This is a genomic window from Rhodoplanes azumiensis, assembly GCF_042682915.1.
GTDB lineage: Bacteria > Pseudomonadota > Alphaproteobacteria > Rhizobiales > Xanthobacteraceae > Rhodoplanes > Rhodoplanes azumiensis.
Map to the genome: position 1 here is coordinate 51,894 of NZ_JBHUIW010000029.1, position 14,395 is coordinate 66,288.

11 protein-coding genes and 1 riboswitch are annotated in these 14,395 nt (G+C 71.0%); of the genes, 7 read left to right on the forward strand and 4 right to left on the reverse strand.

Annotation, left to right across the window (positions count from 1 at the left end; all coding sequences use genetic code 11):
* Window positions 1–175: 175 nt before the first annotated feature.
* Window positions 176–1,177, reverse strand: coding sequence for a Bug family tripartite tricarboxylate transporter substrate binding protein (locus ACFSOX_RS20470; RefSeq protein ID WP_378479679.1), 1,002 nt, complete (start codon window positions 1,175–1,177; stop codon window positions 176–178).
* Window positions 1,178–1,386: 209 nt separating this feature from the next.
* Between ACFSOX_RS20470 and ACFSOX_RS20475 the strand changes: the two genes are divergently transcribed.
* Both ACFSOX_RS20475 and ACFSOX_RS20480 read left to right on the forward strand, forming a co-directional pair.
* A complete protein-coding gene (locus ACFSOX_RS20475) occupies window positions 1,387–2,097 on the forward strand; it encodes a GntR family transcriptional regulator (RefSeq protein WP_378479680.1) in 711 nt (236 codons plus the stop codon).
* A 186-nt stretch (window positions 2,098–2,283) separates the two neighbouring features.
* Window positions 2,284–3,369, forward strand: a complete 1,086-nt coding sequence (locus ACFSOX_RS20480; RefSeq protein WP_378479681.1) for a mannonate dehydratase — start codon at window positions 2,284–2,286, stop codon at window positions 3,367–3,369.
* A 229-nt stretch (window positions 3,370–3,598) separates the two neighbouring features.
* On the opposite strand, the gene ACFSOX_RS20485 is transcribed toward ACFSOX_RS20480, so the two are convergent.
* Both ACFSOX_RS20485 and ACFSOX_RS20490 read right to left on the reverse strand, forming a co-directional pair.
* Window positions 3,599–5,938, reverse strand: a complete 2,340-nt coding sequence (locus ACFSOX_RS20485) for a xanthine dehydrogenase family protein molybdopterin-binding subunit (protein ID WP_378479682.1) — start codon at window positions 5,936–5,938, stop codon at window positions 3,599–3,601.
* A 180-nt stretch (window positions 5,939–6,118) separates the two neighbouring features.
* Window positions 6,119–6,925, reverse strand: coding sequence for an undecaprenyl-diphosphate phosphatase (locus ACFSOX_RS20490; RefSeq protein ID WP_378479683.1), 807 nt, complete (start codon window positions 6,923–6,925; stop codon window positions 6,119–6,121).
* Between the two features lie 369 nt (window positions 6,926–7,294).
* Here ACFSOX_RS20490 and ACFSOX_RS20495 point away from each other — a divergent pair, with 369 nt between their 5' ends.
* The 4 genes from ACFSOX_RS20495 to mepA are packed head-to-tail and all read left to right on the forward strand — an operon-like array spanning window position 7,295 to window position 11,239.
* Window positions 7,295–7,987 carry a glutathione S-transferase family protein gene (locus ACFSOX_RS20495; protein WP_111360073.1) on the forward strand — a complete coding sequence of 231 codons (693 nt, stop codon included), beginning with the start codon at window positions 7,295–7,297 and terminating at the stop codon, window positions 7,985–7,987.
* The gene (queG, locus tag ACFSOX_RS20500; RefSeq protein WP_378479689.1) at window positions 7,984–9,300 is read left to right on the forward strand and encodes a tRNA epoxyqueuosine(34) reductase QueG; all 1,317 of its coding nucleotides are present in this window, start codon (window positions 7,984–7,986) and stop codon (window positions 9,298–9,300) included. Before ACFSOX_RS20495 ends, queG begins: the two co-directional genes overlap by 4 nt.
* A 30-nt stretch (window positions 9,301–9,330) precedes the next feature.
* Complete coding sequence (locus ACFSOX_RS20505; RefSeq protein ID WP_378479684.1) at window positions 9,331–10,233, forward strand: NAD-dependent epimerase/dehydratase family protein; 903 nt, start codon at window positions 9,331–9,333, stop codon at window positions 10,231–10,233.
* A 55-nt stretch (window positions 10,234–10,288) separates the two neighbouring features.
* Complete coding sequence (gene mepA, locus ACFSOX_RS20510) at window positions 10,289–11,239, forward strand: penicillin-insensitive murein endopeptidase (RefSeq protein WP_378479685.1); 951 nt, start codon at window positions 10,289–10,291, stop codon at window positions 11,237–11,239.
* A gap of 193 nt (window positions 11,240–11,432) precedes the next feature.
* On the opposite strand, the gene ACFSOX_RS20515 is transcribed toward mepA, so the two are convergent.
* Window positions 11,433–12,641: an O-succinylhomoserine sulfhydrylase gene (locus ACFSOX_RS20515; protein ID WP_378479686.1), complete on the reverse strand. Its 1,209-nt coding sequence runs from the start codon at window positions 12,639–12,641 to the stop codon at window positions 11,433–11,435.
* Between the two features lie 53 nt (window positions 12,642–12,694).
* Window positions 12,695–12,774, reverse strand: a riboswitch (SAM riboswitch).
* Between the two features lie 116 nt (window positions 12,775–12,890).
* On the opposite strand from ACFSOX_RS20515, the gene ACFSOX_RS20520 reads away from it, so the two are divergent.
* Window positions 12,891–13,997 (forward strand): 2'-deoxycytidine 5'-triphosphate deaminase, encoded by a 1,107-nt coding sequence (locus tag ACFSOX_RS20520; protein ID WP_378479687.1) that lies wholly within the window; start codon window positions 12,891–12,893, stop codon window positions 13,995–13,997.
* Window positions 13,998–14,395: the final 398 nt, after the last annotated feature.

Here is a 14,395-nt window from a genome sequence, read left to right on the forward strand (position 1 = left end):
CTCGAACCATGCGGCCCCCGCGGTGGCCGTCCCCGCCCTTCGAGACGGCCCGCTGCGCGGACCCCTCAGGACGAGGACGGAGTGGAGTCCGCGCTGATGGCGCGGTCTCCGACCTCTCCCCGCAAGCGGGGAGAGGCTCTTGGGCGGAGAGGCTTTTGGTCAGCAGCGCCTCGGATCACGGCTGCTGCACGCCTGCCGCCTTCACGACCTCCTGCCACTTCTTGCGCTCGGCCGCGATGAAGGCGGAGAACGCCTCGGGCGTGCTGGGCGCCGCGACGGCGCCGACCTCGGCGAGCGTCGTCTGCACCTCGGGAGTCGAGAAGATCGCCTTCACGTCGGCGGCGAGCTTGTCGACGATCGGGCGCGGCGTGCCGGCCGGCGCGAACAGGCCGTGCCACGAGGTCGCGTCGAAGCCCGGCAGTGTCTCGGCGACGGTCGGGACGTCGGGGGCGATCGGGCTGCGCTTCAGGCTGGTCACCGCGATCGGGCGCACCGTGCCGGCCTTCGCCTGCGGCCAGGCGAGCGTCATGTTGTCGAAGGCGAGATCGATATGGCCGCCGATCAGGTTGTTCATGATCTCGTTGGAGCTGCGATACGGCACGTGCGTCATCGTCGTGCCGGTCCTGATCTTGAACAATTCGCCGGCGAGATGGTTGGAGGCGCCCACCCCCGAGGAGCCGAAGGACAGCTTGTCCGGGTTCTTCTTCAGATAGTCCGCGAGCTCGGCGACCGTCGCCACCGGGAGCTTCGGGTTGACGACGAGGAGGTTCGGCAGGGTCGCGAACAACGACACCGGCTGGAAGTCCGTCTCCGGGTCGTGCGGCATGTTTTTATAGACGAACTGGTTGATCGAGTGGCTCGACACCGTGCCGACCAGGAGCGTGTAGCCGTCCTTCGGCGCGCGGGCGACGACGCTCGAGCCGATATTGCCGCCGGCGCCGGCCCGATTCTCCACCACGAACGGGATGCCGGTCCGCTGCTGCATCGCGTTGGCGAAGATGCGGGCGAACATGTCGGTGGTGCCGCCGGCCGTGAACGGCACCACGACCGTGACCTGCTTGGTCGGCCAGGCCGGGGCGCCACCGCCGGGGGCCGCCTGCGGCGCCGGGGCCTGGGCGGCGGCGGTGCCGAGCGCGGCGGCGAGCGCCAGTGCGACGGCGACGAGAAGCTTTGGCATGCGACGTCTCCACGGTCCCGCGCGTGTTCTTCGGCCGCCGGACCCGCGGGGCGTCGCAGGGCGGCCATGGTCGCCTCGTTAGGCGCGCCTCCGTCAGGGGTCAATCTGTAGTGCATCAGATTGACAGACTGGTGCATCAGTGCCTATGAGCCAAAAGGCGCCCGGACGGCGATTCGAACGGCCGAAGGCGCGGCACGAAGGAGACCCGCGTGAGCATCGTCGACCTGACCGCAGCCCGGGACGCGGGGGACGAGGCGGGGCCGCGCCTGCCGGCGGGCGCGACCGTCTACGAGCGGCTGCGCCAGATGATCGTGACGCTGGCGCTGCCGCCGGGCGCCGCGATCAACCGCGCGGAGCTGCAGGCGAGCTTCGGCCTCTCTTCGACGCCGGTGCGCGACGCGCTGACCCGGCTCGCCGAGGAGGGGCTCGTCGACATCAAGGCGCAGAGCGCCACGCGGGTGAGCCTGATCGACGTCGCCGCCGCCCGGCAGGCGCAGTTCCTGCGTCGCGCCGTCGAGCAGGAGGCGGTGCGCCTTCTCGCCGCGCTGCCCGACAAGGAGTTCGAGCCGGAGCTGCGCGCCCTCCTCGACGCGCAGACGCTGCGTGCCGCCGCCGGCGATCTCGACGGCTTCGACACGCTCGATCGCGCCTTCCACCGGCGCCTCGTCGAGCTCGCCGGCGCGCCCGATCTCGATTCCCTGGTGCGGTCGCGCTGCGGCCATATCGACCGCATCCGCCGGCTGCATCTGCCGGTGCGCGGCAAGGCCGAGGAGGTGGTGCGCGACCACGCCCGCATCCTCAAGGCGATCGTCGCCGGCAATGCCGAGAAGGCGCAGGCGCGGGTGCGCGACCACCTGGCCCGCTCGCTCGCCTATGTCGAGACGCTGCGGGCCGCCCATCCGGGCTTTTTCCGCGGTTGAGCGCTGTGCCAAGCGACCACCTCGCTGTCATTCCGGGGCGCGGCGAAGCCGCGAACTCGGAATCCAGCGACGCGTTCCGAAGTCTCGGCTGGATTCCGAGTTCGCGGCTTCGCCGCGCCCCGGAAGGAATGACCACCGAGTTGATCGAGCGAAGACGTGTGAACAAGCCGAGCCGGGAGACACGAAATGTATATCGGCGAGCAGCTCATCGCCCCGACCGACGCGCGGCTGCGCCTCTCCGCCCAGCTCGGCTGCCGCGGCATCGTCATCGACACGCGCCCGGCCCTCGAGGTGATCGAGGCCGACGGCGCGTGGAACCCGCAGAAGGTCGCGGCGCTGCGCCGGCGCATCGAAGGCTTCGGGATGCGGCTCGACGGCATGGCGCTCGACGTCGGCTCGCTGCTGCTCGACAGCCTCCGCGCCCCCGACAGGGCGAAGGAGACCGCGGCGCGGCTGCGCCAGCACATCCGGGCCGCCGCCGAAGGCGGCGTGCCGCTGCTCAAATACACGGTCGCGATGGTCGGCATCACCCGCACCGGCATGGTCGAGGGCCGCGGCGGCATGCAGTGCAGTGCCTTCCGGGCGGCCGACTACCGGCCCGAGGCGGATGCACGCTTCTCCTACTGGGGCACGGTGCTGCCCGAGGACGGCGAAGGAAACGGCGGTGGCGGGGTGTCACCCGTCGATCGGCAGGGCGCGCCCGAGACCTGCGGGCAGGTGATGGCGAGCGCCGCCGGCCCGATCAGCGAGGCCGACGGTTGGCGGGCGATCGCGTTCCTGGTCTCCGAGCTGTTGCCGACCGCCGAGGCGGTGGGTGTGAAGCTCGCCTGCCATCCGCACGACCCGGCCTATCCGCCCGGTGGCCTCAACGGCGTCCATCACGTGCTCGGCTCGCTCGACGGGATGCGGCGCTTCGTGGCGCTGGCGCCGGAGAGCCCGTGCCACGGTTTCAACTTCTGCCAGGGCACCATCGCCGAGATGTCGATCGACCCGACCGCCACGGTGCTGGAGGCGATCCGCACCTTCGGGCCGCAGAAGCGCATCTTCATGGTCCACTTCCGCAACATCACGGGCGGCTATCTCGACTTCCGCGAGGCGATGCCGGACGAGGGCACGGTCGACATGGCGGCCTGCATCCGCGCCTATCGCGAGGTGGGCTACGACGGGATTCTCTGCCCCGACCACGTGCCGCTGTCCGACCTCGACCCCGGCCGCGAGCGCTTCTTCGCCTTCGCGCTCGGCTACACCAAGGCGCTGCTGCAGGCGGCGTGAGCGGCCCTTCCAACGTAGCGAAAGTGTCTCGGCGAGGCGCCGGCGCTCCCTCTCCCCGCGTGCGGGGAGAGGGTCGGGGTGAGGGGGCGCTTCCGTAAAGCTCAGACTCGCGGCGACGCCCCCTCCCCCGACATCCGCGCGGAACGCGCGAATGTCGACCTCTCCCCGCGCGCGGGGAGCGGTGAGGATGCGGCTCCGATCAGATCTGATCTCGTCAGATCTTATCAGATCAACCTTCCCCCATCCCCCGGCAGGCGGCCCAGATCTTCTCCGGGGTGGCCGGCATGTCCATGCGGATGCCGGCCGGGGTCGGGATGGCGTCGGCGATCGCGTTCATCACGGCGGCGAGCGAGCCCGTCGTGCCGGCCTCGCCGACGCCCTTGACGCCGAGCGGGTTGGTCGTCGCCGGTGTGTTCGCCTCGGCCGAGACGACCGGCGGCATGTCGGCGGCGCGCGGCATCGCGTAGTCCTGGAACGAGCCGGTGACGAGCTGGCCCGAGTCGAGGTCGTAGACGGCGCGCTCCATCACGGCCTGGCCGAGCCCCTGCGCCAGTGCGCCGTGGAGCTGCCCCTCGACCAGCACGTGGTCGAGCACCACGCCGCAATCGTCGACCGCCGTGTAGCGCACGATCGCCAGCGCCCCGGTCTGCGGATCGATCTCCACCTCGGCGACGTGGCAGCCGTTCGGAAAGTTTTGCGGCGTGTCGGTCGCGACCCGTGTGTCGAGATCGTCCTCGCTCTCGCCCGCGGCCTTCTTCTGCGCCGCCATGTCCGCCACCTCGAAGAGCGAAATGCGTCGGTCGGTGCCGGCGATAGAGAAATCGCCGGCCGCATAGACGATGTCGGCCTCGGCCGTCTCCAGTGCGTCGGCGGCGATCTTCCGGCCCTTCTCCAGCACCACCGCGACGGCCTTCACCAGGGCGGCGCCGGCCGCGCTCGTCGTGCGCGAGGCGACCGAGGAGTTGCTGATCACGCCGTTGTCGCTGTCGCCGCCCGAATATCTAATCTTGTCGAGCGGCACGCCGAGCCTCTCGCTCAGCACGCGTGGAAAAATCGTCGCGTGGCCCTGACCGGTGGCCTGGGCGCCGAGCGCCAGCACCACGGTGCCGTCGCCCGGAAAGAGCAGTCCGGCGCCCTCGGTCGGCACGCCGCCGGCGTGCTCGACCATGCAGGAGAGCCCGACGCCGCGCAGTCTTCCGCGCGTCCTCGCCTCGGCCTTGCGGGCGTCGCGGCCCGCATGGTCGGCGAGCGCCAGCGCCTTCTCGAACACGGCCGGAAAGTTGCCGCTGTCGAACACGGTGCCGACCGGCGTCCGGTACGGAATCGCGTCCGCCGGCACCAGGTTGCGGCGGCGGATCTCGTCCGGCGCGATCCCGGTGAGGCGGGCCGCCTCGTCGACCAGGCGCTCGATCAGATAGTTCGCCTCCGGCCGGCCGGCGCCGCGATAGGGCGCCGTCGGCGTCGTGTTGGAGAACACGCAGCGCACCGCGATGTCGACCCGCGGGATCGCGTACATGCCGGGCACGCAGCGGGCGAAGTTGACAGTGGCGAGGAACGCCGCGACCTGCCCCACATAGGCGCCGAGATTGACGAGGCTGCGCAGCCGCAGCGCCGTGAATCGGCCGTCCGCATCGACCGCGAGCTCGCCTTCGAGGATCGAGTCGCGCGCATGCGCGTCGGTGAGGAACGCCTCCGAGCGGGTCGACATCCAATGCACGGGCCGCTCGAGCCGCTTCGCCGCCACGCAGAGCGCCGGATACTCCGGATAGGGCGAGCTCTTCATGCCGAAGGCGCCGCCGACATCCTCGGTGATCACCCGCAGCTTGCCGGGATCGATGCCGAGGATGCGGGCCATGTGGTCGCGGATCGGCCGGGCGCCCTGGGTGCAGACGCGGAGCAGATAACAGTCGGTCGCGGCGTCGTAAGAGGCCGTGGCGCCGCGCGGCTCCATGCTGGCGACCATGATGCGCTGATTGACGTGGCCGACGCGGGCGACGTGTGCCGCGGCGGCGATCGCGGCGTCGACGGCGGCCGGGTCGCCGCCGTCCGCCGCGGTCGGGAACTGCCAGTCGAGGGCGATGTTGCCGGGTGCCTCGGGCCACAGCTGCGGCGCTCCGGGCGCGGCGGCGCGCTGCACGTCGACCACGGCGGGCCGCTCCGCGTAGTCGACCACGACGAAATCGGCGGCGTCCTGGGCGGCGAGCGCCGTCTCGGCGACGACGAGGGCGACCGGCTCGCCGGCATGCATCGCGGTCGCGGCGAGCGAGGGGCGGAACGGCATCACGAGCGGCCCGCTCGCGCCCCGCATCGGCATGTGGGCGGCGAGCGTTCCGACCCCGGCGGCCGCCATGTCGTCCGCCGTGAAGACGCCGAGCACGCCCGGCACGGCGCGCGCGGCGCTCGCGTCGATGCCGGTCACCACCGCATGGGCGTGCGGCGACCGCACGAAGACCCCGTAGGCCTGCCCGGGCAGCGCCGCGTCGGCGACGAAGCGGCCGGCCCCGCGCAGCAGCGGCGCGTCCTCGACCCGGTATCGTCGGAGAGCCGCGCGCGCCGTCGTGTCGTCCATCGGGGGTGCCTTCGTCTACCTTGTATGTCCGGCGTCGATCGACGGCCGTGCGTCACGCGCATGGTTCGTCATGCGCGGGCTCGCCCCGCGCATCCATCCGGCACGCGACCACGCTATTTCGAAGGACGATGGGTCGCCGGGTCAAGCCCGGCGACGACGCGGCTCTGTCACGGGCCACGCTCAGCCGAACAAGGCGAGGCCGATCAGGCCGAGCGTGCCGACCGCGACGCGCCACCAGACGAACAGGCCGAAGCCGTGGCGGGCGACGAAGCCGAGGAAGGTCTTCACCACGATCCAGCCGAACACGAAGGAGGCGACGAAGCCGACCGCCACCAGGATCAGGTTGCTGGAGCTCATCTGGCCGCCGTTCTTGTAGAGGTCGTAGGCGAAAGCGCCGACCATGGTCGGCATCGCCAGCCAGAACGAGAACTCCGCGGCGGAGCGCCGGTCGGCGCCGAGCAGCATGGCGCCCACGATGGTGGCGCCGGCGCGCGACACGCCCGGGATCATCGACACGCACTGGATCAGCCCGATGCCGAGATACACCTTGAGGGGGAACTCGGTCGCCTCGTCGTAGCGCGGCTTCAGGTCGAGATGGTCGACCAGATACAGCACGGCCGCCCCGGCGATCAGCGAAAAGCAGATGATCCACGGGTTGAACAGAACCGACTTGATGAAGCCGTGGGCGATCGCCCCGACGATCGCGGCGGGCAGGAAGGCGATCAGCACGCCGAGAACGAAGCGGCGGGCGTACTCGTCGGAGAAGAAGTGGGTGGCGAGCAGCAGGAGCTTGCGGAAGTAGATCGACAGCAGCGCCATGATGGCGCCGAGCTGGATCAGCACCGCGAAGGTCTTGCCGAAGTCCTCGTCGTCGAAGCCGAAGAAGTGCTCGACCAGGAGGAGGTGGCCGGTGGACGACACCGGCAGGTATTCGGTCAATCCCTCGACGAAGCCGAGGAAGGCGGCCTTGAACAGATCGAGCAGCATGCGGGGCTCCGGACCAGACGGGCGGGCGGGGCCCGCGAACGGCTGCGCGCTTGTCGCAGATACCGGCCCCGGCCGGCAAGGCGGCAATGGGCCGGGGACGGGCGGTCCGGCCGGCCGCACGCCGGGGGCGCCTGGAATTCACCGCATTGAGGCGGCATGAGCGGGGAACCCGCCGGGCGGTCGGGGGCCGGGTCGAGCCGTGGCCACGGAAACCGTACCGGCCGAGAATGTCCGCCGGGGGGCTTGCCCGTCGGCGGCCGGGGCGGCAAGTTCGCTCGGGCATGCATTTGCGTCGGGTCGGTCCGGCGCGCGTCTCGATTGGCTCACGCCGGTTTCGGCCACGCAGGTCTCGGTTCACGCAAGTCCATGATGTTGACGCTGTTTCATCAGCCGTTGTGCCCGCAGTCGCGATTCGTCCGGATCGCGCTCGGCGAGTACGGCGTGGTGCCCAACCTCGCCGACGAGCGGCCGTGGGACCGCCGCCAGGAGTTTTTGGTGATCAACCCGGCCGGCACCACCCCGGTGCTGGTGGAGGACGGCCGCCCGCCCGTCGCGCACCCGGCCATGATCGCCGAATATCTCGACGAGACCCGCGGCAGCGGGCTCGGCGAGCACCGGCTGCTGCCGCAGGAGATGGCGGCCCGCATCGAGGTGCGGCGGCTGACCATGTGGTTCCTGGAGAAGTTCCACACCGAGGTGTCGGGCCCCTTGGTGCTTGAGCGGGTGTTCAAGCGCCACATGACGGTGAAGCAGGGCGGCGGCTCGCCCGACATCGACGCGATCCGTGCGGCGCTCTCCAACATCCGCTATCATCTCGCCTATATCGGCTGGCTGGTGCGCACCCGCGACTGGCTCGCCGGACCGCGCATGACCTATGCGGATCTCGCGGCCGCCGCGCATCTCTCGTCGGTCGACTATCTGGGCGATGTGCCGTGGCACGAGGACGAATCGGCGAAGACCTGGTACGCGCGGGTGAAGTCGCGCCCCTCGTTCCGGCCGCTCCTGGTCGAGATGCACGCCGGGATCGCCCCGTCCAAGACCTACGCCGACCTCGACTTCTGACGGACTCGTCGGCGCCCGAATCGTCCGCGCCCGACCTGACGGTGCTGGTGGCGGCGCTGCGGGCCGAGGCGAAGACGCTCGGCTTCGACGCCGCAGCGGTCGCGGCGCCCGATGCGATCGGGGACGCCGGCGCGCGCTTTCGAGCGTTCCTGGCCGCCGGGATGCACGGCGACATGGACTGGCTCGCCGACCGGCCGGAGCGTCGCACGTCACCACGCGGCCTGTGGGCGGACGTGAACGCCGTCATCATGCTCGGCGTCAACTACGGACCCGAGTGCGACCCGCGGGATGTGCTGGCGCGGCGCGACCGGGGGGCGATCTCGGTCTATGCCCGCGGCGACGACTATCACGAGGTGATCAAGCCGCGCCTGAAGGCGCTGGCCCGCTGGCTGATCGGCGTCGCCGGCGGCGACGCGAAAGTGTTCGTCGACACCGCGGCCGTGATGGAGAAACCGCTCGCCGCCGCCGGCGGGCTCGGCTGGCAGGGCCGGCACACCAATCTGGTCTCGCGCGACTTCGGCTCCTGGCTGTTCCTCGGCGCCCTGTTCACGACCCTGCCGCTGCCGCCCGACGTGCCGGCGGACGACCATTGCGGCACTTGCCGGGCCTGCCTCGACGCCTGCCCGACCGACGCCTTCGTGGCGCCCTCCCGGCTCGATGCGCGGCGCTGCGTGTCGTATCTCACCATCGAGCACAAAGGCCCGATCCCGCACGAACTGCGCGAAAAACTCGGCAACCGCATCTACGGCTGCGACGACTGTCTGGCCGCCTGCCCGTGGAACAAGTTCGCCCAGGCCGGCCGCGACGCGAAGCTCGCCGCCCGCGAGGCGCTGAACGCGCCGTCGCTCGCTGAGCTGGCCGGGCTCGACGACCCGGCCTTCCGGGAGCTGTTCCGCAAGACCGCGATCAAGCGCACCGGGCGCGATCGTGTCGTGCGCAACGTGATGATCGCGATCGGCAACAGTGGCGACGCGGCGCTCGTCGACGTCGCGCAGGCCCGCCTCGCCGACGCCTCGCCCCTGGTGCGTGGCGCCGCCATCTGGGCGCTGTCGCGGCTGCTGCCAGGGGATGACTTTTCCGCGTTGGCCGCTCGCCATCGCGCCGACGAGACCGACCCACAAGTGCGGGAAGAATGGACGCTCGGTGTCTCACAAAGCGATTCCCATTCACCTCTCCCCGCGTGCGGGGAGAGGTCGACGCCCGAAGGGCGACGGGTGAGCGGGCGCTGCGAGGATACGGAGACGCCCCCTCACCCGGAGGCCGCGCCTGCCGGCGCGACCTCCGACCTCTCCCCGCGCGCGGGGAGAGGTTAAGGTGGTCGGAATTCTGGACTGGAGTCACGCATGACCACGCTGATCTGCTTCGGGTTCGGCTACAGCGCGCAGCACTGGGTCGCGGCCCATGGCGGGCGCTTCGACCGCATCGTCGGCACCACCCGCACGGCCGAGAGTGCCGCCGACCACGCGGCGCGCCACTACGGCGGGCGCGAGGTCGAGGTGCTGGTGTTCGACGGCACGACGGCCTCGGCCGAGCTGATCGAGGCGGTGCGCGAGGCCGACGCCATCCTGATCTCGGCGCCGCCGACCGAGACCGGCGACCCCGTCCTCGCCGTGCTGGGTGACACGATCGCCGCGGCCGCGCAGGCCGGCACGTTGAAGAGCATCGTCCTGCTCTCGACGCTCGGCGTCTATGGCGACCACGGCGGTGCCTGGGTGGACGAGACGGCGGAGCTGCGTCCGGTCGGCGTCCGCAACCGCGCCCGGGTCGAGCAGGAGGCGGCCTGGATGGCGCTCGGCGCGCGCACCGGCGTTCCGGTCGCGAGCCTGCGGCTCGCCGGCATCTACGGCCCGGGCCAGAACGCCATCGTCAACATGGAGAAGGGCCGCGCCTGGCGCATCGTCAAGCCGGGCCAGGTGTTCAATCGCATCCACGTGGTCGACATCGCGCAGGCGATCGAGGCGGCGTTCGACAAGCGCGCCCGCGGCGCCTTCAACGTCGCCGACGACGAGCCGACCCCGCCCGGCGACCCGGTCGTCTTCGCGGCCGAGCTGCTGGGCCGCGAGCCGCCGCCCGAATGGCCGTTCGAGGAGGCCGTCAAACATCTCCCCCCGATGGCCGCGAGCTTCTACGCCGAGTGCAAGCGCGCCAAGACCGACAAGCTCAAGAAGGAGCTCGGCGTCACCCTGCGCTACCCGACCTATCGGGAGGGGCTGCGGGCCGATTTCGCGGCGCGCCAGCCGGCGTGAGGAGGGCTGGGCGCCGCGGTTCCGGCTGTGACGAAGTTGCGATACAACTTCGCGCATGATCGCGAATCGCCTCGCCCCCGCTGCCGCTCCCGCTGCGATGCTCGTGGCCGTCGCCGCCCTGATCCTGCTCGCCGCTCCGGCGGCCGCGCAGGACAAGGGCACGCTCGATCCGAAGCCGCTGCCGCCGCTCGCCGATCCGAACGATCCGAAGACGCCGGCCAAGCAGCTCTTCGGCCGCAAGACGACGCCGTCGTCGCTGCAGGCGCGGGCGATCGGCTTCTACTCGAAGGGGTGCCTCGCCGGCGGCATCGCGCTGCCCGTCAACGGGCCGGCCTGGCAGGTCATGCGGCTGTCACGTAACCGGAACTGGGGCCATCCGAACCTGATCGACATGCTGGAGCGGCTGGCGGTCGACGCCCGCAAGGCCGGCTGGCCGGGACTCCTGGTCGGCGATCTGTCGCAGCCGCGCGGCGGCCCGATGCTCACCGGTCACGCCAGCCATCAGGTCGGGCTCGATGCCGACATCTGGCTCACCCCGATGCCGGACCGGGAGCTGACCCGCCAGGAACGCGAGGAGATGTCGGCCACCATGGTGGTGGCGCGCGACCGCAAGGACGTCGACCCCGCCGTGTGGACGAGCGGCCATGTCGGCGTCATCCGCACCGCCGCCAACCTGCCCGGGGTCGAGCGCATCTTCGTCAACGCGGCGATCAAGAAGGCGCTGTGCCGTGACGCCGGCGCCGACCGCGGCTGGCTCAACAAGGTGCGGCCCTATTGGGGGCACGACTATCACTTCCATGTCCGTATCGTCTGTCCGGCCGGTGACGCCGACTGCAAGCCGCAGCCGCCGGTGCCGGCCGGCGACGGCTGCGGCCACGAGCTCGACTGGTGGTTCCAGGAGTCGGTCCTGCATCCGCCGCCCCCCAAGGAGCCGCCGAAGCCGCGCCCCGGCCCGACGCTCGCCGATCTCCCGCCCGCCTGCCGCGTGGTGCTGCAGTCGCCGTAGCTTTTTTGCGCCTATCGCCGCCGATTTGATGCTTGGCCACACGGCACCGCCTGCTCTCTCCCCCCTTGTGGGGGAGAGGTGGAGAGGGGGGTAAGCCCCGCGGCACAACGCTGGCGCTGCACCCCCCTCCCTGTCCCTCCCCCACAAGGGGGGAGGGAACGATCGTCGCAGGCGCCCGGAACGACCGAGTTCGTCACACCTTCTCCAGCGCCTGCAGCAGATCGCCGACCACGTCGTCCGGGTGCTCGAGGCCGGCCGAGAAGCGGATCAGGCCGTCGCCGATGCCGAGATCGGCGCGCTCCGCGGCGGTGAGCCGCTGATGCGTCGTGATCGCCGGATGCGTCACGAGGCTCTTGGAGTCGCCGAGATTGTTGGTGATGGCGCAGAGCTTCAGCGCGTTCATGAAGCGGAACGAACCCGCCTTGCCGCCGGCGACGTCGAAGGCGACCAGCGTCGAGCCGCCGCGCATCTGCTTCTTCACGACCGCGGCCTGCGGATGGTCGGCGCGACCCGGGTACACGAGCCGCTCGATCTTCGGATGGCCCGCGAGCGCGTCGGCCACGGCGGCGGCGGTCGCCGTCTGACGCTCGACCCGCAGGTTCAGCGTCTCCAGGCCCTTCAGCATCACCCAGGCGTTGAACGGCGACAGGCACGGGCCGGTCTGCCTCAAGAGCATGTGGACGTGGTCCTGGACGAACTTTTCGGACGCCAGGATCAGTCCGCCCATGCAGCGGCCCTGGCCGTCGATGTGCTTGGTCGCCGAGTAGACGACGCAGTCGGCGCCGAGCGTCAGCGGGCTCTGCCACACCGCGGTCGCGAACACGTTGTCGACCACCAGCACGGCGCCGGCCGCGTGGGCGATCTGCGCGACCGCGGCGATGTCGATCACCTCGAGGGTCGGATTGGTCGGGCTCTCCAAGAAGAACAGCCGCGTGTTCGGCCGCACGGCGGTGCGCCACTGGTCGAGATCGCGGCCGTCGACCAGCGTCGAGGCGACGCCGAAGCGCGGCAGGTAGTCCTCGAGAATCCAGCGGCAGGAGCCGAAGAGTTGCTTGGCCGCCACCACGTGGTCGCCCGCCTTCACCGGTCCGACCAGCGCCGCCGTGACGGCCGCCATGCCGCTCGCCGTGGCGCGCGCCGCCTCGGCCCCCTCGAAAGCCGCCATGCGGCTCTCCAGCATCGCGACCGTCGGGTTGGAGAAGCGCGAGTAGAGGAACCCGCCGGAGGGGCCGGCGAAGCGCGCCTCGCACTCCTCGGCGCTGCCGTAGACGAAGCCTTGCGTGAGGAACATCGCCTCCGACGTTTCGCCGAATTGCGAGCGCAGCGTGCCGGCCTGGACGAGCCGGGTCTCCGGATGCCAGTCGGCGGGCGACGGAGGGACGGAGTTCTGATCGGACGGCATCGACGCGGCCTCCTCGGGCAACAAAAAACCCGGCCGGAACAGATCCAGGCCGGGCGCGCGCGTCCCCGGCCTTTTAGCAACCTTCTTTAACGTGGCGGCAAGCCGGCCGGCTCAAATGACCACGGGATAACGCGGGCTCTTAGCGGCAGGCGCCCTTTCCGTCAAGCCGGCCATCCGCTAGACACCGAAGATTACGCGCGTTTTCGGGTATCGCCGGCCGTCGCCGGCGCGCGCATCGAGGAGGCGTCCGTGCCGCTCGCCTTCGGCCCTGCCGACCGGGGCATCCTGCCCGACCGGATGATCGCCGCGCTCGGCTCGTCCGGCGGCATCCTCACCGCCGTCCCGTTCGCCGACGACCAGATCCAGCCGGCGAGCCTCGACCTTCGGCTCGGCGAGGTCGCGTATCGGGTGCGGGCGAGCTTCCTGCCGGGGCCGCGCGCCACCGTGGCGGAGCGCATCGACCTCCTCAAGCTGCACGAGATCGCGCTCGGCGATGGCGCCGTGCTGGAGACCGGCTGCGTCTACATCGTGCCGCTGATCGAGGGCCTCAAGCTGCCGGCCGATGTCGGCGCCGCGGCCAACCCGAAGAGCTCGACGGGCCGGCTCGACGTCTTCACCCGGGTGATCACCGACGGGGCGCGCGCCTTCGACCGCATCGACCCCGGCTATCACGGCCCGCTCTATCTGGAGATCAGCCCGCGCACCTTCCCGGTGCTGGTGCGCGAGGGCTCACGGCTGTCGCAGATGCGCTTCCACCGCGGCCGTATGGTGGTGACGGGCGACGATCTCGTCGATCTCCAGGAGCGCGAGACCCTGGTCGACGACGAGGGGGCGGATCTGGCCGAAGGCGTCGCCGTCGGGGTCGACCTCGCCGGCTTCGGGCCGGACGGGCTGATCGGCTACCGGGCCAAGCGCCACACCGGGCTGATCGACGTCGACCGCCGCGCCCGCTACGACGTCGCCGACTATTGGGAGCCGCTGCGTGCCAATCGCGGCAAGACCCTCATCCTCGATCCGGACGAGTTCTATATCCTCGCCTCCAAGCAGGCCGTGACGGTGCCGCCTGACTTCGCCGCCGAGATGGTGCCGTTCGACCCGCTGGTCGGCGAGTTCCGGGTCCACTACGCCGGCTTCTTCGATCCCGGCTTCGGCTGCGACGAGGCCGGCGGCCACGGCTCGCGCGCCGTTCTGGAGGTCCGTTCGCACGAGGTGCCGTTCATCCTGGAGCACGGCCAGACGGTCGGTCGCCTCGTCTACGAGCACATGCTGGCCCAGCCCGACCAGCTCTACGGCGAAGGCATCGGTTCCAACTACCAGGCCCAGGGCCTCAAGCTGTCGAAGCATTTCAGGGCGTGAGGTTGCCGTAACCGATGGGGGGCCAAGGCCGCGGAACGCGCCTTCGACCACCCTCCCGCACGCTCCGGGAAAGCCGCGGTTCCCCGCCGTCGAGATCGTCGTCGACGTCCTTCCGCGCACCGCGCATGCGGACCGCCGCAGCGTCGGCACCCGCCTCTACGTCGCGTCCGCCCCCCTCGACATCGACCGTGTCGCCGGCGCGGTCCGCGGTCACGGGGGAAGGGGGGGTAGAGAGATGCGCTGACCGCTCGATGTCGCGTTCAAGGACGACCTGTCGCGCTATCGCGCCACCCGCGAGACAGGAGCGGGGCGGGCGCGGCCCGGCCGCGGGTCCGCCATGGCCGCAGGGCTCCGAATCCAGGTTAACGCGTCCGATGTCCGAGGATCTGGGCGCAGTA

Bases quoted from the DNA above. Each gene is read 5' to 3' on its own strand.
- ACFSOX_RS20495 (WP_111360073.1), top strand. From the start codon at position 7,295: ATGTTGACGCTGTTTCATCAGCCGTTGTGCCCGCAGTCGCGATTCGTC.
- ACFSOX_RS20515 (WP_378479686.1), bottom strand. From the start codon at position 12,641: ATGCCGTCCGATCAGAACTCCGTCCCTCCGTCGCCCGCCGACTGGCAT.
- ACFSOX_RS20505 (WP_378479684.1), top strand. From the start codon at position 9,331: ATGACCACGCTGATCTGCTTCGGGTTCGGCTACAGCGCGCAGCACTGG.
- ACFSOX_RS20470 (WP_378479679.1), bottom strand. From the start codon at position 1,177: ATGCCAAAGCTTCTCGTCGCCGTCGCACTGGCGCTCGCCGCCGCGCTC.
- ACFSOX_RS20480 (WP_378479681.1), top strand. From the start codon at position 2,284: ATGTATATCGGCGAGCAGCTCATCGCCCCGACCGACGCGCGGCTGCGC.
- ACFSOX_RS20490 (WP_378479683.1), bottom strand. From the start codon at position 6,925: ATGCTGCTCGATCTGTTCAAGGCCGCCTTCCTCGGCTTCGTCGAGGGA.
- ACFSOX_RS20485 (WP_378479682.1), bottom strand. From the start codon at position 5,938: ATGGACGACACGACGGCGCGCGCGGCTCTCCGACGATACCGGGTCGAG.
- mepA (WP_378479685.1), top strand. From the start codon at position 10,289: ATGATCGCGAATCGCCTCGCCCCCGCTGCCGCTCCCGCTGCGATGCTC.